Origin of the sequence: Petroclostridium xylanilyticum (assembly GCF_002252565.1) — a bacterium.
Classification (GTDB): Bacteria; Bacillota; Clostridia; order SK-Y3; family SK-Y3; genus Petroclostridium; species Petroclostridium xylanilyticum.
Map to the genome: position 1 here is coordinate 94723 of NZ_NPML01000002.1, position 19575 is coordinate 114297.

Annotated in this window: 30 protein-coding genes, 1 pseudogene and 1 riboswitch; of the genes and pseudogenes, 30 read left to right on the top strand and 1 reads right to left on the bottom strand. The window is 36.8% G+C overall.

The annotated features are described in order from the left end of the window. The first annotated feature begins 76 nt into the window (after positions 1-76). From CIB29_RS18780 to CIB29_RS00705, 30 genes and pseudogenes are all read left to right on the top strand, one after another. Positions 77-250: a hypothetical protein gene (locus CIB29_RS18780; protein ID WP_198543680.1), complete on the top strand. Its 174-nt coding sequence runs from the start codon at positions 77-79 to the stop codon at positions 248-250. Between the two features lie 27 nt (positions 251-277). Next, on the top strand, positions 278-763 hold the full coding sequence (locus tag CIB29_RS00580; RefSeq protein ID WP_094545737.1) for a type II toxin-antitoxin system VapC family toxin: 486 nt from the start codon (positions 278-280) through the stop codon (positions 761-763). Continuing rightward, a complete protein-coding gene (locus CIB29_RS00585) occupies positions 753-932 on the top strand; it encodes a hypothetical protein (protein WP_094545739.1) in 180 nt (59 codons plus the stop codon). Before CIB29_RS00580 ends, CIB29_RS00585 begins: the two co-directional genes overlap by 11 nt. Positions 933-1191: 259 nt before the next feature. Next, the gene (locus CIB29_RS19115) at positions 1192-1512 is read left to right on the top strand and encodes a hypothetical protein (RefSeq protein ID WP_242965007.1); all 321 of its coding nucleotides are present in this window, start codon (positions 1192-1194) and stop codon (positions 1510-1512) included. A 59-nt stretch (positions 1513-1571) separates the two neighbouring features. Continuing rightward, complete coding sequence (locus CIB29_RS18785; RefSeq protein WP_242965008.1) at positions 1572-2384, top strand: DUF429 domain-containing protein; 813 nt, start codon at positions 1572-1574, stop codon at positions 2382-2384. An 89-nt stretch (positions 2385-2473) separates the two neighbouring features. Further along, positions 2474-2677: a hypothetical protein gene (locus CIB29_RS00595; protein WP_341444347.1), complete on the top strand. Its 204-nt coding sequence runs from the start codon at positions 2474-2476 to the stop codon at positions 2675-2677. Between the two features lie 45 nt (positions 2678-2722). Beyond that, entirely contained in the window at positions 2723-3565 is an 843-nt protein-coding gene (locus CIB29_RS00600) for a hypothetical protein (protein ID WP_094545741.1), read from the top strand. Further along, positions 3558-4091 carry a hypothetical protein gene (locus tag CIB29_RS00605; protein ID WP_094545743.1) on the top strand — a complete coding sequence of 178 codons (534 nt, stop codon included), beginning with the start codon at positions 3558-3560 and terminating at the stop codon, positions 4089-4091. Before CIB29_RS00600 ends, CIB29_RS00605 begins: the two co-directional genes overlap by 8 nt. A gap of 29 nt (positions 4092-4120) precedes the next feature. Next, complete coding sequence (locus CIB29_RS00610; RefSeq protein WP_094545745.1) at positions 4121-4495, top strand: hypothetical protein; 375 nt, start codon at positions 4121-4123, stop codon at positions 4493-4495. 75 nt (positions 4496-4570) lie between these two features. Further along, a pseudogene (locus tag CIB29_RS19120) lies at positions 4571-4663 on the top strand (GTP pyrophosphokinase); the annotation flags it as partial. Positions 4664-4829: 166 nt separating this feature from the next. Next, a complete protein-coding gene (locus tag CIB29_RS00620; protein WP_094545746.1) occupies positions 4830-6851 on the top strand; it encodes a hypothetical protein in 2022 nt (673 codons plus the stop codon). A 119-nt stretch (positions 6852-6970) separates the two neighbouring features. Further along, entirely contained in the window at positions 6971-7354 is a 384-nt protein-coding gene (locus CIB29_RS00625; RefSeq protein WP_094545748.1) for a PBECR3 domain-containing polyvalent protein, read from the top strand. A gap of 267 nt (positions 7355-7621) precedes the next feature. Continuing rightward, positions 7622-7825: a hypothetical protein gene (locus CIB29_RS00630; protein ID WP_094545750.1), complete on the top strand. Its 204-nt coding sequence runs from the start codon at positions 7622-7624 to the stop codon at positions 7823-7825. Between the two features lie 123 nt (positions 7826-7948). After that, the gene (locus CIB29_RS19615) at positions 7949-8644 is read left to right on the top strand and encodes a C39 family peptidase (protein ID WP_198543681.1); all 696 of its coding nucleotides are present in this window, start codon (positions 7949-7951) and stop codon (positions 8642-8644) included. Positions 8645-8653: 9 nt separating this feature from the next. Next, positions 8654-8953: a transposase zinc-binding domain-containing protein gene (locus tag CIB29_RS00640; protein ID WP_094545754.1), complete on the top strand. Its 300-nt coding sequence runs from the start codon at positions 8654-8656 to the stop codon at positions 8951-8953. Then, positions 8928-9230 carry a hypothetical protein gene (locus CIB29_RS00645; RefSeq protein WP_423241275.1) on the top strand — a complete coding sequence of 101 codons (303 nt, stop codon included), beginning with the start codon at positions 8928-8930 and terminating at the stop codon, positions 9228-9230. The genes CIB29_RS00640 and CIB29_RS00645 overlap by 26 nt, the downstream gene beginning before the upstream one ends. Positions 9231-9246: 16 nt before the next feature. Next, positions 9247-9489: a hypothetical protein gene (locus CIB29_RS00650; protein WP_094545758.1), complete on the top strand. Its 243-nt coding sequence runs from the start codon at positions 9247-9249 to the stop codon at positions 9487-9489. A 70-nt stretch (positions 9490-9559) separates the two neighbouring features. Next, positions 9560-9733, top strand: a complete 174-nt coding sequence (locus CIB29_RS18465) for a hypothetical protein (RefSeq protein WP_157910163.1) — start codon at positions 9560-9562, stop codon at positions 9731-9733. 240 nt (positions 9734-9973) lie between these two features. Continuing rightward, complete coding sequence (locus CIB29_RS00655; RefSeq protein ID WP_094545760.1) at positions 9974-10252, top strand: hypothetical protein; 279 nt, start codon at positions 9974-9976, stop codon at positions 10250-10252. Further along, a complete protein-coding gene (locus CIB29_RS00660; protein WP_242965010.1) occupies positions 10246-10518 on the top strand; it encodes a gamma-glutamylcyclotransferase family protein in 273 nt (90 codons plus the stop codon). Before CIB29_RS00655 ends, CIB29_RS00660 begins: the two co-directional genes overlap by 7 nt. Beyond that, positions 10515-11024 carry a gamma-glutamylcyclotransferase family protein gene (locus tag CIB29_RS00665; protein ID WP_278335800.1) on the top strand — a complete coding sequence of 170 codons (510 nt, stop codon included), beginning with the start codon at positions 10515-10517 and terminating at the stop codon, positions 11022-11024. Before CIB29_RS00660 ends, CIB29_RS00665 begins: the two co-directional genes overlap by 4 nt. Before the next feature lie 30 nt (positions 11025-11054). After that, a complete protein-coding gene (locus CIB29_RS19380) occupies positions 11055-11177 on the top strand; it encodes a hypothetical protein (RefSeq protein WP_278335787.1) in 123 nt (40 codons plus the stop codon). A 606-nt stretch (positions 11178-11783) separates the two neighbouring features. Then, positions 11784-11869: riboswitch (cyclic di-GMP riboswitch) on the top strand. A gap of 176 nt (positions 11870-12045) precedes the next feature. Further along, positions 12046-12417 (top strand): response regulator transcription factor, encoded by a 372-nt coding sequence (locus tag CIB29_RS00670; protein ID WP_094545767.1) that lies wholly within the window; start codon positions 12046-12048, stop codon positions 12415-12417. After that, positions 12414-12701 (top strand): chemotaxis protein CheC, encoded by a 288-nt coding sequence (locus CIB29_RS00675; RefSeq protein WP_094545769.1) that lies wholly within the window; start codon positions 12414-12416, stop codon positions 12699-12701. Before CIB29_RS00670 ends, CIB29_RS00675 begins: the two co-directional genes overlap by 4 nt. A 35-nt stretch (positions 12702-12736) precedes the next feature. After that, positions 12737-12886 carry a hypothetical protein gene (locus CIB29_RS19130; protein ID WP_242965022.1) on the top strand — a complete coding sequence of 50 codons (150 nt, stop codon included), beginning with the start codon at positions 12737-12739 and terminating at the stop codon, positions 12884-12886. 96 nt (positions 12887-12982) lie between these two features. Continuing rightward, positions 12983-13738, top strand: a complete 756-nt coding sequence (locus tag CIB29_RS00685; protein ID WP_094545773.1) for a response regulator — start codon at positions 12983-12985, stop codon at positions 13736-13738. A gap of 368 nt (positions 13739-14106) precedes the next feature. Next, positions 14107-14631, top strand: a complete 525-nt coding sequence (locus CIB29_RS00690) for a Fic/DOC family N-terminal domain-containing protein (RefSeq protein WP_198543683.1) — start codon at positions 14107-14109, stop codon at positions 14629-14631. 402 nt (positions 14632-15033) lie between these two features. After that, complete coding sequence (locus tag CIB29_RS00695) at positions 15034-16167, top strand: FIST signal transduction protein (protein ID WP_094545775.1); 1134 nt, start codon at positions 15034-15036, stop codon at positions 16165-16167. 2 nt (positions 16168-16169) lie between these two features. Continuing rightward, positions 16170-18422, top strand: a complete 2253-nt coding sequence (locus CIB29_RS00700; RefSeq protein WP_094545777.1) for an HD domain-containing phosphohydrolase — start codon at positions 16170-16172, stop codon at positions 18420-18422. Between the two features lie 235 nt (positions 18423-18657). Continuing rightward, positions 18658-19158 (top strand): DUF6125 family protein, encoded by a 501-nt coding sequence (locus CIB29_RS00705; RefSeq protein ID WP_242965012.1) that lies wholly within the window; start codon positions 18658-18660, stop codon positions 19156-19158. A gap of 167 nt (positions 19159-19325) precedes the next feature. Here the strand turns inward: CIB29_RS00705 and CIB29_RS00710 are convergent, their stop codons facing one another. Further along, positions 19326-19550 carry a hypothetical protein gene (locus tag CIB29_RS00710; RefSeq protein WP_094545779.1) on the bottom strand — a complete coding sequence of 75 codons (225 nt, stop codon included), beginning with the start codon at positions 19548-19550 and terminating at the stop codon, positions 19326-19328. Between the last annotated feature and the right edge of the window lie 25 nt (positions 19551-19575).

A 19575-nucleotide genomic window follows, 5' to 3' on the forward strand; every position in this document is an offset into this window, starting at 1 on the left:
TGCAAGATGGATTACAGGAGTCGAGGAAATATATGAGTATGAGGATAGAAAGGAAATGTACCATGCCGTGATCTATATGGGCAGCATTAAGCAGATCAGCGACAATAGCAAGACTGATTTCAGGATGAGACTTGATCCGACATTGAAGGTCAGACAGAGCCGAAGAAGGGTATTTGTTGGCAGTGAGAACACATACTACAAGTACCACAGGCTTGTTAGCGTGAAGCCTGACGTACAAGTATATAGTTGAGTTGATAGTTAAGTGAAGGAGGCTGCGATGGAGAAAGTTTATATAGAAACAACAATACCGAGTTATGCTACTGCCAGATTCAGCAGGGATATCGTTATTGCTGCCAGGCAGCAGACATCAAGGGAGTGGTGGGATACTGCAAGATTTAAGTACGATTTATATATTTCGGAAGTAGTCATTGCAGAATGCCGTATGGGCGACCCGGAAGCAGCAAAGAGAAGGCTGGACTTGATTTCCGGTATTAAAATATTGAAGCTGACAGATGATATAAGCAGGCTTGCCGATGAGTACATTAAATTGTTGGATATACCTGAGAAGGCAAGGCTTGATGCGTACCATCTTGCATTTGCGGTAATAAGTGAGATGGACTATCTTCTCACATGGAACTGTACACATATGGCTCAAGGCGAGATAATGTCGAAGCTGCGAAACTACAACCGGAAGAATAACTTGTTTGAACCGATATTGCTAACGCCTGATGAATTGATGGGGAGGGATAATTATGGCGTATAGAGATCCGATTGTTGAGGAAGTCTGGAAGTCAAGAGAGCAGTTGTTGGAACAGCATGGCGGTCTGGAAGGATTTCTTGAGTATATCAAGAAGCAGGAACAGGAGCACCCGGAAAGACTGGTTGACCCAAAGCAGGTTAAGAACGTAAAGGATAATAGAATCGCACTGTGATGAATGGAGGGCAGGACAGCGGTTAAGAAGTTTAAAGAAAAATATGAGATTTAGAATCACACTTATGTTCTGAAATGATACCCCTCGGCATTCATAGAGTCCATTTTTTGAACGACCAAATTTATATCGGTAAAAATATTAGTCTGATAAAAGTAGGATACAAAAACACAATCCGTTTTATTGGACACCTCTTGTGATATTATGGTATCATTGGAGGTGTAATTATTTGGAATAATATTGCGGTTATAGGGGTGCAGTTATGGCAAAAAGTTCCAATCAGAAGTTGAAAATTCTATACTTAATGAAAATGCTTCTTGAAAAAACGGATGAAGAAAATACAATGACAATAAATGACATGATAGCAGAACTTGGACGCTATGGCATTACTGCTGAGCGAAAATCAATTTACGACGATATAGAGGCCTTACGTCATTACGGAATAGATATTGCTACTCGGAAAACAAAAACTACGGATTATTTTGTGACAAACCGTCCTTTTGAATTACCGGAATTGAAACTATGGTTGATGCTGTTCAATGTTCGAAATTTATTACATATAAAAAGAGTAATGAACTTATAAAAAAGATCGAGAGCCTGGCAAGCTCTAATCAAGCTGCGTTACTTCATCGCCAAGTTTATGTGGCAAACAGGGTTAAGGCTATTAATGAAAACATTTATTATAATGTGGACAGGCTTCATATCGCAATTGCAGAGAATAAGCAGGTATCTTTCAAGTATTTTGACTACGATATTAAAAAAGAAAAGAGATATAGAAAGAATGGAGAACTTTATTTTGTAAGTCCTTATGCTTTATCCTGGGATGATGAAAATTATTATCTTATTACCTTCTCAGAAAAATATAATGATTTCACCCATTATCGAGTTGACAGAATGACGAATATTGAAATTGTAGATCAGCTACGCCCAGATCTGATTGTGAAAAAGGAGCTTGGTAAGAAAGGCTCAAGCATATTTGAAGTTCCTTGCAGACAGGCAGTATATGCAGAAGATAAGAAAGTAGCAAGGGAGCGAAACATTGCTATTTTAGGAAAAAGCCTCTCTGAACAAACCTTGGGTATAGCCAAAGCAATAAAGCAAGTTGATGAATTCTTGCAAAGCAAACCTCAGTGGAAAAACGGGCTTCTTGAAAGCCATCCGGAATTTTGTTTTTCAAAGCTTAATAACAATCAGCCAATTCTTGAGCATAAAACATCTACCGAAGGTCAACAAAAACGTCTTGGAATACTCAGAGAATATTATCCTAAAGCAGATCAAGTTGTAGAGAAATTTTTAGCCGATGTCCCATATAGAAAGAAAATTGACGATGTGGTAGATGCCTTATGTCTGGCAGTGATGGGGAAAGTAATCCTTGAAAAAGGTCTTAAAACTATTCCGGAAAAACCAATGATGGGCGCTAAAGGAATTATAATGCAAATAGTTTATGCAGAGTAAAGCGGATAAGTTGTTTTATAAATTAAAAACGACTGTCCGTTTTATTGTACATATTGTTTGATACAATTTATTATAGAGGGAGTGTGATCATGGTGAAGTTTGGTATGAGAAAACCAAGTATTAGAAAGAGTATTGCAGCAAGAACGAGTGTAAAAAGATACATACGCCATAGCTTAGGGGTGAAAGCACCAAGAGGATGGGGTTGGATTACAAATCCTAAAAAAGCCTTGTATAACAAGGTCTACCGTAAAACCACATTTAGTATATTTGATATTTTTAAGTTCTTTAAATAATAAACCTATTTTGAGCTTTTGGAGTTATCCATTGGGGGTGATAATTTGATACAAGCCGTACTTGAAGGCAAATCATTAGGTTATGAGTATACTGAGGATATCCTTACTTCAACAGTCTTTGGCACTCTAAAATATCTAAGGCCAGACATGATATTGATTCCTTTTATTGAATCTGCGTTTTTATATAACGAGGAAAGGACAACTCTCTGGGAAAAATTAAATTCGGAAGGAATTGAACTGAGATGCTATCGGGAAGTAGAATATGTATTCTGGACCTGGAATCAGAATTATGGAGAGCCGGATTTAATCCTTATATTTAGAGACCATGTACATGGTTTTGATGACTTGCTTCTTGTTGTTGAAGCAAAATTCAAATCAGGGAAAAGTGGAACAGACGAAAATGATCAATTAGTTCGCTATTTTGAAGCAATAAGTAATGATATAGAGAATTTTACGGAATCATCTGTGTCAAGCTTCAAAGGCAGAAAGGGATATATTATTTATTTGACAGAAGCCGAAGCTTACTTGGATATAACGGCAACTACCCAAATAATACAAAGCAGATATAATGAAATAAAAGAAAATGTATTTCATCTGAGATGGCATCAATTGTACAAAACACTTGAGAAAATGTATCCATTCTATTCATCATTTGAAAAGATTATCGTAGACGACTTGATGAAGTATATGGAAAAGCTCGGATTGAGGGATTTTTCAGGGATATCTCTACCGGAAAAGTCGTTGAATTCAGCTTTTTCATTGCCGTACCCGATTTTTTATAATGATGAAAACAGTTCTGCTGAGAAGAAAACTTATTTTGACCAATTGAACAACTTAGATATTACAATAGAAAAAAATATTTTTTATAGGGGGAATCAGTGTGAGTGATATTCAAAAGGGACATCAAATAACATTAGCTTTTCAATATATTCAACAAGTATTTAAAGAATGTCAGCGATTAATATTTAAAATTGACAACCAATTGGCTCCTGAATGGGGGAACTTATATGGTAATAGAATAACAAAGGATGTAAGCGCAAGCTTGCAGGAGGCCGACAGATGGATTGTTGAAGCAATTTTCCGAGTTTATCAAAACAATAAAGATAAACTGGTTAATAAATGCATTACAATCACTTTTTGGGGAGATGAAGTAGAAGAACCAATTATTACTGCCGGAAAAATTGTATACTCCGATATAGATAAAAGGGATCATTGGGATTTATGGAATATCTGGTTTTATTGGTCTGATGCAAGTGAAGACAATAACTATGAATTGGATGGCAAAGTTAATCATTTCCAATCCGAGGAATGCAAACATATTGATGAGGCGTATGTTTTCAGTTTGCCACTTATCAGTATTACAGACGATGAAGCATTAATTGAAAAGATCATTAAACCGTTAAAAGAGCTTTAAAATTGTCATGGGAGAGGGTGAGATACCAGATGAAACTAACTGATAATATACGGGCTGTTCTTGAATTCTATTCTTCTCTCGGTAAGCATCAAGCCTTCTGTGAATTAAAACACTACAATGGTAATACCGAGGAATATATTTATTCCCGACTGGAGAGAGCAGCCTTTGACCAGCGTGATGGGAACAATGTTGCTACCTTTTCAAGATATGCCATATGGGCAGATGATGTAAGGTATCTTATAAAAAGTGCTATAGAATCGATTAATGCTCAGGATAAAGAAAAGGCTGTTAAAGAACTTACACTTGCGTTGAATGCTTTGGGTGCGTTTGTAGATATCCAGAATATGTTTGACGCTCAGCCCGGAAGAATGCAGTTTGAAAAGCCTGAACAGATTTTAAAGTAGTATATGGAGTTTAAAAAATTATAGATATAGTTTGCTGTTTAATCTATATCGGAAACATAAAATGGGGTGTACTAAATGCTTGATAAAGCTATTCGTATTGCAGCTAAAGCGCATGAAGGACAGACGGACAAGGCTGGACAGCCATATATACTTCACCCGCTACGAGTCACGTGGAGACAGTTGTGAGGATTGAGAGGGTGAAAGGCTGATGGATAAGGCCTTTGGAGTGATTTACTAAGTTGCTGGTTTAAGTGTACAAAATATATCTGATCTATCCAAAACCAAAGGCTATACCTCTTTACCTCTGTGGCAGGAAAAAATATATAAAATCGGTATGGATATAGCTTCTATTGACGGCTATTACAAAGAATATCAGAAATCCCTTATCCGGCTGTGTGATATGACTTCAAATAAATCTTTTGAAATACTCAAACAAGAATTTTCCCAGGGTGTTTCTACCCATCCTGCCCATATCCGAAATAATTTGGATTTTGTCCGTAGTGAATGGACTGAGAAAATCAGTCTGTCGCTTAGCAATCATAAAGCTGTGATTATCAAAGGGGTGTCTGGTCAAGGGAAATCCGCATTATGTTATAGATTTCTTTTGGATAATTATCCTGAGCAGCTTGTGTTTTGTGTCAGGCATATACAATCTTTCCGGCAGGCTGAGAATTTAGTAAGTGCTTTACAAGGGATTATCAAACATGCCCGGAACATTATTATATATATCGATGTTAATCCTGGAGAAACCAATTGGGTTCTATTGCTTCAAGAATTGCAGGCAAGAGGGGTTTCAGTTCCTGTTTTGGTATCTATTAGGGAAGAAGATTTCAAATTATCAAAAGTAGATGGAAGCGTAATATCAATAGATATAATTGATTTATATTTCTTCAAAATAGAAGCAGAGAATATTTATAAAGTTTTAACATTAGACAATCCACATCCGATATTCCGAAGTTTTGATGAGGCATGGAAACGATTCGGGGAAGGAGGTACCTTTTTAGAATTTATCTATCTTCTCAATAATAATCAGACATTGCGTCAACGCTTAGTTGGACAGGTAGAAAAATTAATAAGTGAAAAAAATCCTGATTCTTGGCTTATGCTCTTGAATTTAGTGTGTTATGCAGGGAAGATAGGCTGTCCCGTTCTATTTAAGGATGCTAAGCGAGAGTGTAGTTGTGATACTGCTATTGCTGCTTTAGATAGAATGAGTAAGGAGTATTTATTAAAGAGTTCCGATGATGGCCGCTATATTGAAACTCTTCATCCTTTGAGAGCTTCAATTGTTTATGATATCCTTCTTGAAAAAATTGCTTATAGTCCTTCGCAATTACTATTAGCGGTTCTAAAATGTATCGAGGGTCGCTATCCACAGTTAATTCTAATGGACTATTTTACCCAAAACCCGTATGATCCATCATTAATATCGGAGCTTACTGCTGTTCCTTGCCGTGATTGGACGATGTTTGCCTGCATGTTAAACACAATACTTTGGCTTGACGTGAAGTTGTATGCAGAACGCAACCAAAAGGTTTATGACGAACTCATTGCTAAAAAAGGCAACGGTTGGCTGGCTTTTGCACCACTTGATATTTCCGGTGAATTGCGGCCTAATGAGTTTATCTCAGAAAACCTTACAAGTATTTTTCCTGAAATGGCGGAAGGAATAATAAGAGATATTGAATGGATGAAAAATTCATTGACCAGTACGGTAATTACCTATGATACCACGGATTTATGGGTGAAAAATTCTAATATTCCGCTCAATGTTCCAAAATCGGATTCTGAGTGGTCTGATTTCGGATATTCTTTATTTTGGTTAGCAAAAAGAAAACAAAAAATCCAATTGCCGTTTTCATTGGAAATATTACGAGAAGCAATTAAAAATGGCGATTTACAGGCTAAGGCTGATATGGTGTCAGGTCTCTTTTTTCAGGAGTTATTTGATTCTTATACAATTTGCGAGTCACTATTAAGAGATCGTATTATACGGCATTTTAATGTTATTAAATTTATAGTATCGGAGACGGAAGTATCCTGTGAGTTTATACCGCCATACTTTGACGATAATGAGAATAGTTCTAAGATCAAGAATTTCAATCATTTCTGGACCATGAATATGGTGGATATTTTAAGCAAAATATATCCGGATAAAGAATACATCGGAGCCAAGTTAATTGGCGTTGATTTACTGGGTGATTTGGGAATACCGGCAGTGGATTATGAAAAAAGAATACATCGTTCTAATTTGCCTTATAAATGGATAACTGAAATTAATTCTTGGCTGATATCCCGTATAAATTATGCCTATTATTGTGATGATTGGCTAAAAACGGCTGCATGTGGTGTTTGAAATACCGGAGTACAAGTTCAGGTTTATGGGTAAGGCTGGGGGTAGGTAAATATTTTCCTATATTTTGGTTGAATCTCTTTTTGATATCTTCTATAATGTGAATATGAGGAGAACTGCATATGGACAAAAGAAAAATAGGAGAGATTAACCAGAGAGTTATTGAATTGCTTGGTCTTGATATTCAACCTGGCACACCAATAATAATTGGACAACAAAATATTGACCACATGTTGAGTCAGCACCCGGAAGACTATAAAAGGTATGGTGGTAGGATAGAAGAGATAATTGAAAACCCAACATATGTTTCAAAAAATCCAAGACAAGAATCTATTGAATACATTAAAGTTTTTGAAATGGATGGAAAGCATGTTTTGCTTGCAGTAAGAGTATCTGGAAAAGGAGTATACTTTGCTAGAACACTTTTTGTTATGAGTGAAGAAAAAGTACGTAAATACAGAGAGAAAAATGCATTATTCCTTTATAATGAAAATTTAAATGAGTAAATGGGTAAAAATGTGGTTGAACGAAATAAGTTTTGGGTGTATAATTACTTTAGACAGACAATAAAATAGTAAGTGAAGAATCCTTGAGGACGGAACAGGCAGCCGTCGCCCATTGTTAGGAGATACAGGAGTGTCACCCTGTCAGGATTCTTTGGAATTTATGACCGCAGCTCGCAGAGTTGCGGTTATTTATTTGTTAGCCATTCATGGTGTATATGATAAAAAAGCAGTCGAATAGGCTGCTTTTTTCTATGGAGGTGATTCTACATGGCAATAGACCCGGCTACGACAAAAATACTTGCACAATTAGCCTTAAAGGCGGCTGCTGATGAGGAAGCACGGAAAAGAATCATCATGATTGCACTGATACCGGTAATATCGGTGCTTTTAATTCTGACCATGTTTGTGTATATCATAACGCATCCACTGGACTATTTGAGCACAATATTTTCCGGTAATGAGCTTGCCTAGGTAACACAGCTACGTGACAGTTTTTCTCTTGACCAGACTATTGATTTAAACGATACAAGCTACAGGGAAAGCACCGGCATTGATTATTCGGGAGCAACCTTTTCGGATGGAGCTATCGATGTAGTGTATTTCAATCAGGCTGACAAAAGATGGGCAGATAGGCCTTATGGGAAGACCGGAACCATCGGCACGAGCGGCTGTGGGCCGACATCACTGGCAATGGTGGTTTCAAGCTTACTGGGACATTCCTCACAGAGGATGACCGGCGATAGCAGAGGAGTGTCCCCTTACCCGGTTGTTGATCCGGTTCAAATGAGTGAATGGGTATATAAAAACGGATATCGTTGTGAGGGGAATGGTTCATACCATAGTCTCATTTCTGACGGAGCAAGGCATTTCGGATTAAAAGCGGAGGGCTGTACTGCAAATGAGCCGCAGAAAATTGTTGATGCTCTGGCAAACGGAAAACTTGTTGTTGCCATTATGGGAAATTTGCGCATCCAGCGCCGCCTTTTCATCCCTGCGGTATTCCTCTTTGGGCGTGGTTTCAAAGTCAAAAGCTACGAGGTTTGCGCCGCAGAGATAATCGCTTATTTCTTGAAGCGTTGTTACACATTGATAATCCATCATTTCCTCCTTGCCGCCCATAGCGGGGAGGCGGCAAACGCCGCACTCCCGCCACAGGCTTTGACTTATTTCAACGGTAAGGGCATTCCTCGCATATGCCGCAGGGTGTCGGCTTTTTTTGTTATTAAGGAAATAGCTTGCGCAAAATTTCTGTGGATAAGTATTGGCAAAGGATATAGGATTTTGAGATAATAAATAATCATGAAGACAAAAGGGATTATCAAACAAATATTTCAAGAACATTTTAATAGATTTTGGGAAGCTAAGAAAGAAAAGTTTCCAGAGAAAATGAGAGAACACTTACTCAGTGAAGTCTTAAAAATGCTACATTGTGGAGATGTGACGTTAGGTTTTGTAGCATATATTTGCATGCAATGTTTTGAGAAGATTAAAGTAGGCTTTAGTTGCAAAAGTAGGTTTTGCAATAAGTGTGGGAAAAAATATATAAGTGGAAGAATTTATAGGGAAGCTGATGATGCACATACCGCCAAAGCATTTTAAGATGGTGAGAAGATATGGTGTATATGCAGGAAGTATACAACAAAAAGTGAAGAAATGTTTTGGATTACTGAAGTATATCAAAAGTGGATTAAAAGGCAAACAATACACATTAAAAGACTGGTGGGACACAAAAGACAGAGCATTAACATGGAGAGCATTGATGATAAACAATTTTTCAAAGGATCCATTGAAATGTAAAAAAAGTAGAGAAACTATGGATTTGTGGGAAATATGGCATTACAAATATGGATACATCTATGATTTTGTAAGAACATGAATAGGATGGGATTATTATGAGTAAAGCAAATCAAAATGAAGAGATAGTCTATGAAGAATTTGATGAAATTCCGTTTGGCGGAAATGAGCCAGATGAATTAATCATGTTCAAATGCAGGGCGTGTGGATATGAAGAATATGTACCTGATTTTGTAGCGTATGAAAGCTATATACCTGAGGAATTTGCTGAAAACGGAAGTCCAATTGTCCTATGTCCACATTGTGAGGGAGATATGATAATAAAATCGGATGAAGTTTAGCCTCCATCCGATTTGTGGTTTTAAAGTTGCCCGTCAGGGCGAATTTTGTTTTCTTTATAGGGGTTATTGGATGGTATCTGACTATACAAAATTGACATGGTTGGCAGGTGTTTTGCAGATGAGGAAGCCTGAAAGCCATGCAAAAGAAACTGAAACCTCGGGAGCTAATTATACGAAAGCTCATGACAGTAAAAAGGATGCTCTAACTGAAAAAATTGATCGGTTTTTATTCTCATTATTTTAAAGTAAATATAAAAAATAACAATTTAAGTAAAAATAAAATTTCCACTGGAATTTTGGTACGAAATCTCTGATTTATAGAAATAGATATAGAGTTACCAGGCATTATATGGTATTATGGGAGTATATGTTCGACAATATTAACTATCATTAATAGGTGGGATATTTATGGCAGATACTATATGTCAAGTTGTTGAAAAGTTTTTAAAAGATAAAAGTATAAAATATCGATAATAACAGGGATATGGTTGAAAGACTATTTAGGGGATATACAGAAAAAGATGTTAAAAAAACAAAGATAAAAAACCCAAATCCAATGCATTTGCCTTTTTGTCCCAGAATAAAATTAAAAACAGTGTTGATAATATGGCGCTATAATATCCTTGAAGGAACACGAGAGAGAAGCTACCAAAGAGAAAAGGGCTTTTTCTTTGGCAGTGCGCATTCTCTACGTAGAAAAGGAAAGGAGGGAAAACACATGGACTGCTTTACCATCTGCCTGAAGGTTATCCAGCTTTGTTAGCAGGAAATAAAATAGTAAAAGGTGAAGTCATAGAACCTGTTGATGAGAATCTTTTGAAATCTCTGGACAGGTTGGAGGGCTATGTTGAAGGGAGAAGCAATAATCTATACGTGAGAGATATAAAGAACATATTGACAGAGGACGGGGAAGAGATGGTCTGTTGGGTATATATCTACACTGATGAGAGATATGCGCAAGATAATGGAATCCTGGTGCCGGATGGAGACTGGAGAAAGTTCATGGAAGAGAGAGGAGAATTGATATAAGTAAAAAGTATTTTGCTTATGGAAGTTGTACAAATGTTGAGTCATTCAAGGAAACTATGAGGAATGCAGGATGTGAAGGCAAATTTGATATTTGCGGAGTTGGCATACTCAATGGCTATCGGCTGGCTTTCACAAGGTTTTCCAACAAATGGGAAGGAGGCGTCTTAGATATAATAGAATCGCCTGAGGATTATGTCTTAGGTGTGGTTTATAATATTCCGGAAGAGGCAGTATCAGCAATAGATGCAAGAGAGGGTGATCCTTATCATTACAGGAGAATAGATGATATTAAAGTTGAATTGGGATATGAACAGATAGAGGTATTTACATACACGGTAGTTGATAAGCAAATGGGGGAAATCCAACCTACAGTAGAATATTTTAATGTGGTATACAAAGGCATGGAGCATCGTTTCCCTCTGGAATATGTAAACAAATATTTAATCGATCACTGCAAAAACCGATTTGGAATGTGCTGCGTGAAAGCTCGGCATAACAGGTTATAGCATGACTATGGGAGTCCAAGTTCTGAGTTTATGAGAGTAAATCCTGAGTTTTATGAACTTCTGAAACAGATGACATTATTTTTCGGAGATGATAATGAAAGGGTTGAAACAGTACAGCCAACTCCGGAAATGTTCCGCATTAATGAAATATGAGTTCTCCGCGGATAAAAAAGGATATAGGCTATGGTGGTCAAAGTTGTGATAAATTCCGATAAAAGTTTATGAAAATAGTATTGAGAAATTTGAAATTATGGGTTGTATGTTTGAATAAGTAGTAGGATAGTTATTATAGAAACAGAGATTTCAAACACAGAGTTTAAGGGAGTCTGTCATTATTGGGTAATTAGAAAGCTAAGAGTAATCACGGCAAATTCATGAAGGAACATTTAGCCAATGAATAAATTACCTGTAAAAAAGCAAATCCTTTTATAGTAAGATATTGATTAGAGATATAAATTAGATTGGGGATATCGATGGTCAATAAAAAATATAAAGGGAGCTTTTTTAAACATTTTATGATAATATTTGATCCAAGACAGATTCCTGTTCATTGTAAACTGGGGAACACATTAAAAATACGGCTCATCTTATAAAAATGAATGCTGAAATGGCATTTTTTAAAAACCTTGTAAAAAGGTTTTGGTAGGAAATGGGTTCATGAATTTACCGTGCTAAAAGTATTGATTTTACTTGATGTAAATAGTAAAATAATTGTATAATTTAAACAATTAAATTTTATGAAAATATAATGATTTTTATATAGGAGTTGGAAATGATGATAAATTCCCATTATATATGGGCACCTTGGGAATTTTGAATTAGTGGTGCAACCGGCCAGCAATTAGTTTTCAAATATTAATTGCTGGCTTTTTATATATTATTGTATTATGGTATGCATACAACATTGAAAGTTATGAAATTCTTAATTTAACTATAGTTTCCGCTGGACTACGGTAAATGCCGAGTTGCCTTATGCGATAGTGTTATGTTTATATACTACTGAAAGTAAAGGAGATTTCTTATGAAAAAAATTTTAATAGTAGATGACTCTATTTTTTCACAAAAAATTACATCCAACTTAATAAGACAGTTTTTGAATAATGCAGAAATTTATTTCTCAAGTGATGGAAAAGAAGGTTTTAAAACTTATAAGGAAATTAATCCGGATTATGTGTTCATAGATTTGCTAATGCCTAATTTAAACGGTAAGGATTTGATAAAGAAAATACGAGATTATGATGCTGATGCAAAAATAATCGTACTTACTGCAGATGTTCAAAAAAATGTAAGAGAGGAAATAGAAAAATATAATGTATTATCATTTATAAACAAACCATTTAATGAAGAAAAAGCAAAAACTGTATGTGATATGATAAGGAATGATAAATTATGAAAATAAATGATCTGAAATATGATATCCTCAAAGAAATATTTAATATAGGTGTCGGCAAGGCGGCTTCCATGCTTTCTGAGATAATCGACAAAAAAATACTATTAGATGTGCCTAAGATAGAATTTTTATACCTGAAAGACCAAAATTTAAAGTTAAATGTTCATCTTCCAAATGTTTTAAAAGGGACATTAATGATATCATCAATTAAATTTGGTGAAAAATTGACAGGAAAAGCAAATTTGATTTTCCCGGCTATGAAAATGAGAAAGTTAATAAACCTATAACATATGAAGGACAAAAAATAGATATATCTTTAAGCATAGGTGTCAGTTTCTATCCCAAGGATGGAGATAGTATTGATAAATTAATAGTAAAAGCCGATAAGGCAATGTATGTTGCAAAAAACATTGATAGAGAAGATATTTGTTTTTGTAATACATACAGCTTGAGTGAATCTGATAACTTCTGAGTAAGAGAAACAATAAGAAAAATTTAAGCTATAAGTCAAATTCTCCAAATAAAAGGGGTAAATCATTAAGCACGTAAAAGGAAGGGGAGTTATAGAATGGAAAAAATACTGATCATTGAAGATTGTCATCTTGTTCGATTACAAATTAAAAAAGTATTAGAGGAAAGTGGTTTTTCAAATATTGTAGAATTAAGTTCTGCTAATGTAATCAGTCAAAGACCACATTTTTATCTGAATGATGTCAGCCTTATCATTTTAGATATAGGATTGCCAGGGATTAGTGGGATTGATTTTGCAAAGCAACTGAGAGATCATCCAGTATATTGCAATATTCCCATTATATTCATTTCTGGGCATAGCGATTACAAAACTGTACAAGATGCTATCGAAGCTGGTGGAATAGACTATATTGCAAAACCATTCAAATTTGATTTTCTTGCGAAACGAATAGAAAAAGTTATGGAGACTTTTTATGGGGAAATAAAGGGTAAGAAAGAAGATGATAAAACAAAAATAGAGGAAGTTATAATAAATGAATATGATCGGGCAAATCGAGCTAGTAAACCATTGTGTATTTTGCTGTTTCAAGGAGAAAAAAACTATTTGGATGAGGCAAGTTCTATGATTAAGCAGACTGTTCGTAAAATTGATAGTGTATTTACAAAGGAAGATAAAATATATGTGGTCTTACCGCTAACAGAAGAAAAAAATTTGACCATTGTTATTAACAAAATACAAAATAAATTACTACAAAGCCACATCAATTTGACGTTGAAAAAAGAAGTCTCATTTGAACCGTCATCAGGAAAGACATTGGATGATTTAAAGAAAGAGTTGTTTGATGAAAAATGACTTGAGAGATTCCTTTCATTGTATCTATATATAGCGTAAAAAAGATTTTACATTCGCAGACATAGATTGTTAATAATAGTGTGTAGCACCTTGTTAATTGAAGAAAGAAAATCTTGCACAGCCATACGGATTGCATTTACATAAAAAATTATATTCCTTTCAACGTCTCCACGCAGGAGAACTGCTCTTGATGAGCTTGTAACGTTGTTTGACGGCAAAAGAAAAGTTGTATGACTGAATTGTCATCAGGATATAAGAAGAAATTACTCATGTCTTAAAGACGTGGGTAATTTTTTTTATTTTTTACCCATGTTATATTGGAATAGGAAAAGATTACGTCTATAATATAGGCATGAGGAGGGATTTACATGGCTGATGAAAAAGTAAAACTTTTACCGCCAGATGCAGAACTTGAAACTAAAAGAGTATTAAAACAACTTGCAAGATCCCATAGAGCATTAGCGGAACTCAAAGGTTTTGCAGATATGATACCAAATAAAAATATTCTTATAAATGCTGTAACTATCAATGAAGCCAAAGACAGCTCTGAAATCGAGAATATTATTACAACACATGATGAACTATTTAAAGCAATGTCCCTAGAGAATTATAATAACCCGGCAGCAAAAGAAGTGGTAAACTACAGAACTGCACTTTGGCATGGTTATGAGTTGGTAAAGGAGAAACAAATCCTAATAACCAATATGATTGTTGAAATTCAGCAGTTAATTGAGAAAAATCGTGCTGGGATAAGAAAACTTTCGGGCACTGTACTGAAAAATGAATCTACCGGGGAAGTGGTATATACTCCCGCTAGTGGAAGCAGTGTTTGTTTTGAAGACGAAGGTAGAGAGAGGAGAAGTGTTGTAAATTTGAGTATGGCAGCAAGATGACTTTCAAAAAATACAGAAAAAAGAAGGAATTTGGAAAATTATGTAGAAAATAAATATATTATACCGTTTAGAAGTGATTTTGTGATTGGATGGAAGGAGCTATACTATTGTGATGTTTGTGTCAATGTTTTGGAAGCACTTTATGCTTGTGCTCCAGCACCGATTTGCTGCGATAAACTATAATGAAAAAGCTGATTGCTAATACCCGGGACTTGGGAAATGAAAGACAAGTTCCGATGGTTGGAAATTTAGACTGAGGCATTGTAGTAAAAGTTGGAAGCATTGAACGCCACATGGTAGAAAAGCATTATATTGCATTTATCGTGATTCTTGCCCGGGATTGGATAATAAGAAAAAATATGATAAGATTGACATTGCCTGCAGAATGAAAGGGGCGATAATATGTTTATAAATTTAGACAGGGAAGGTACTGTGGAAAGGTTGAAGTATCTGTTAAAACAGGCAGCTGATGATGAGAATACATCGGGAGTTCTCATTCTGGCTTGTGATGCCAACGGCTTTACTCCTGAAAAGGTTGATGAAGTTTTAAAACAGTGTAAAAAAACAGTATTTGGAGGAATTTTTCCTCAGATTTTATTTGATAAAGAAATATTCGAGAAGGGAACCGTTGTTGCTGGTATCAGTCAACCTGTAAGTACTGCGGTGATTAGAGATATCAGTGACATATCTACTGATCTGGACGCAATCATAGAACAAACTTTTGAATGGCAATCTCTTGAAAATAAAACGATGTTTGTCTTTATGGATGGACTTAGCCAACATATCTCTGCCCTAATTGAGAGCATGTTTAATTGTTGGGGGCTTCTCCCGAATTATATTGGTGGTGGTGCCGGTTCACTGACATTTGAAAGGAAGCCCTGTGTTTTTACCGGGGAAGGATTATTAAAAGATGCGGCAGTTTTTGCCCTGGCAGATATAAAAAGCGGGGTAGGGGTTGCTCATGGCTGGAAGCCTGTGACAGGTCCACTGAAAGTAACGGAAGCAGACCGCAATACAATAATTTCACTGAACTGGCGTCCGGCATTTGAAGTATATCGGGAAACGGTGGAAAAAATATCCGGGAAATCTTTTGACAATACTGATTTCTTCCAACTGGCGAAAGGGTTTCCCTTTGGGATTGTAAAAATGGCAGAAGAAATGGTGGTTCGAGATCCTATTGCGCTGGATGGCGGCAGGTTGATTTGTGTCGGAGAAGTTCCTTTGAATTCTTTTGTCTATATATTAAAAGGAGATAAAGACTCTTTGATTGCTGGTGCAGCCAAAGCCCGTCAATTGGCTGAAGCATCCTATTGGAAAACAGTCAATGGGAAAAAAGAAAAACCTCTAACTACCTTTTTTGTGGACTGTGTTTCCAGGGTTCTCTTTCTCCAGTCTGATTTTAATGAAGAACTGGAAGCAGTGTATGCAGGATATCCGCTTCTGGGGGTGTTGACTATAGGGGAGATTGCTAATACGGGAAAAGATTATCTTGAATTTTATAATAAGACTTCAGTCATCGGATTGTTGGAGGATTAAAAATGGATTATACAATATGGAGTCAAATTCTGCTCGAATTAGCTCTTTGTGTCAGTGGCGAGCAGGAACTGGACAAGCTGGTGAAAAAGGCCGCATCTGCATTTTTGAGAAAACTGAACTGCACCCATGTCAGTGTTTTACAATACAAAAATAATCGTTTGGAAACTATCTATGTTGTGCCACGGATAATCCTTAAAAATCCTGTTTATCATGAGCTTATTGGAGAATTTGAAAGAAAATTGTTACAAGAAGAGGACAAAAACGTCATAGTAATAAAAAAGGATTTAAATTACTATGGGTTCCCACTGAGAAACTTCGGACTGCTCTTATTAGGGAGGAACGTTCCTATTGAAGAAATGTTTCTAAAAGAGCTTCTACCTATTACTAATATGTTGGCACAAAACTGTTTTGCTAATCTTGATGCCGCTATGAAACGTCAAGCTATAGAGGCCGAATTGAAAAAGGAGCGTCATTTACTGAGAGTAATTATAGACACTATTCCGGATTTGATTTTTTACAAGGACCAAAATGGGGTTTATAAAGTAGCAAATGAGGCCGCGGGAAAGTTCCTATCTCTTTTACCGGAAGAAATAAACGGGCGTACTGACTGGGATCTTTATAATGAAGCTGAAGCAAACAAACACAGGAAACTTGATCATAAGGTTATGGAATCAGGCAGCGTTCAGCGCTATGAAGAGTGGGTTAAACGTCATGATGGTAGTCTGGTTCCTTTTGAAACGATTAAGGTTCCTGTTTATGATGCGGAGGGCAGATGCGCAGGTACAGTTGCTGTTTCAAGAGATATCTCAGAACGCGTGGAAGTCGATAAAAAAATTCAAACTGAAAAGAAATGGCTGGAAGTTTTGTTTAAAAACTCAACAGATGCCATAGTCCGCATTGACCATAATTATTGTATAGAGGAAATTAATTATAGTTTTTATAAGCTTTTTGGGTATAAATTGGAAGAAATAAAAGGAAAAAATCTTGACTACGTCCTTGATATGGAAAAAGAAAACACTGCCAACAGGTATTATACAAAAACTTTATTATCGGGAAAGGAAATTATAGTAGAAGGCACACACTATACTAAAGAAGGATTGCCTGTTGAAGTTATAATAAGAGGCTTTCCCATTATTATTGATGGTGAATTGCTTGGTGCTTATGTGATTTATAGCGACATCACAGAGCACAAACGTTATGAAGAACAGTTGAAATACTTGAGTTTGCGCGATCAGCTTACCGGCCTTTACAACCGCAGGTTTATTGAAGAAGAAATAAAGAGGCTGGATACGCCGAGTCAACTGCCAATATCCGTAATCATGGGCGACCTCAATGGCCTGAAGTTGGCTAATGACGCATTCGGGCACCAGGAGGGCGACAGGCTGCTGATAAAGACTGCGGAACTAATCAAAAATTCCTGCCGCCGGGAGGATCTTATTGCCCGGTGGGGCGGGGACGAATTCGTTATCCTTTTGCCTCAGACCGATATAAAAACGGCTGGGGAAATTACCCGGCGGATCAAAGAAAAATGCGATTCCCAGAAGGACGGTCCCGTACAGGTGAGCATTGCCCTTGGCTATGCCGCAAAAAGCAGAGCCGAAGAAAACATCTGGCAGGTATTGAAAGAAGCCGAGGACTGGATGTACCGCAATAAGCTTTTGCATGCCAAAAGCTACAGAAATGCCGTTATATCTTCCCTGAAGGCTACCCTTTTCGAAAAGAGCATGGAAACGGAAGAACACGCAGAACGGTTGAAAGAAATGTGCAGAAGGATTGGTGAGAGTATGGGCCTACCCCCCAAACAACTGGACGAGCTGGAACTTTTAGCGATACTCCACGACATCGGTAAGGTGGCGATTAAGGAAAGCATATTGATGAAGCCGAGGCCTTTAACCGAGGAAGAATGGGTACAAATGAGAAAACACCCTGAAATAGGATACAGGATTGCCCAGACGGTGCCGGAACTTGCCCCTATTGCCGAACATATCCTCTCCCATCATGAGCGATGGGACGGCAAAGGTTATCCCCAAGGGCTGATGGGGCAGGAAATTCCATTGTTATCACGAATTCTGGCGGTTGCTGATGCCTTTGATGCCATGACAAATGACAGGACATATCGGAAGGCAATGAGCAGGGAGGAAGCAATAGCTGAAATAAAAAGAAATGCGGGGACGCAGTTTGACCCGGAGGTAGTAAGTGCTTTTATTGAAAGCTGCTGCTACAGTGATAAAAATTTTCATGAAGGTCAGTATTAGACAAGACCTTAGCTTACTGAAGCAAGTTATTGTCACAACCGGTGAAATAAGTGATTCCAGCGAAGAACTTTCCGCTGCCGCGGAAGAAATAAATGCTTAGGGGTTGGTTTAGAAGATACTTAGTACAGATCTTATTTGACTTAGATTAGTTTAGTTTAAGATAATACATTTTCAAATTTAAATGAGAAATGGTAAAAATATATGGATAACATATTCAAGAAATGAGGTTGTTTCAATGATAAAAGCGGAGAAAATTAGTGATTTATCAAAAGAAGAGTTGTTGGAACTGAATAAAATATTTGCAAAAAACTGGCTTGCTCATGATGGTCTATGGTTCCAATCTATAGAAGAAAAGCACGGCATGGATATGGCGATTGATACTGATATGGATAGGGAGGCGTGGAGAAGGTCCACGGTTATTGAAGCAAGACGGTTACCGGTACAAAAGCAAGTGTTGACAGGCATCAGCAAAGTCAGCAAGAATCCTTTGCCACACCCGCAGGGCTATGGCAAGCCCCTTGGTAATAAAGGCGGCAACAATTTGACGGGCTTCTTTAAAATCAGGTACAGGGACATCGGCATTCGGGTTGTTTACTCCCTGGCTTTGGAAACAAGCTGCATGAATATATTGATTATATCCGAACGGGATGACAACTACTGCTATAATATGGCGGCAAGGCTCTATGAAAAGTATGGAGATAGAGTTTTTGAAGATATCTTTGAAACACTGGAATAAGAAGCAACTGAGTATATGGGTGCGGTTTACAATGAGAGGTTCCTGTATGATAGCCTGTTAAGGCGCCAGCCGCCCATCTCCCTCTATGCTCGAACTTCATAGCCATACTTCGAGGGGGTGGGGGCTGGCCCCATCGGCTGGCTAAATCATAGAGGGGCAAAATTTAATTATAAAAAGGTCCATTTTTCACTTGACAAATACACATCTTCCAAAACAAGAGATGAATCGCAACAATGGGAACTATTAGCTGCATCAATTTCTTCACTACAAAATATCTTGTTTTTTTCAACAAGCAAAATTCTTAAACAGCTTATGCCGAATTCTATTTTAAAATCTGAAAGTTTTTCCATGAAATTAATTGTTGGGTTGTTATTGTCGAAATATGTAATCATATCATACCTCTTACAGTATAAATGT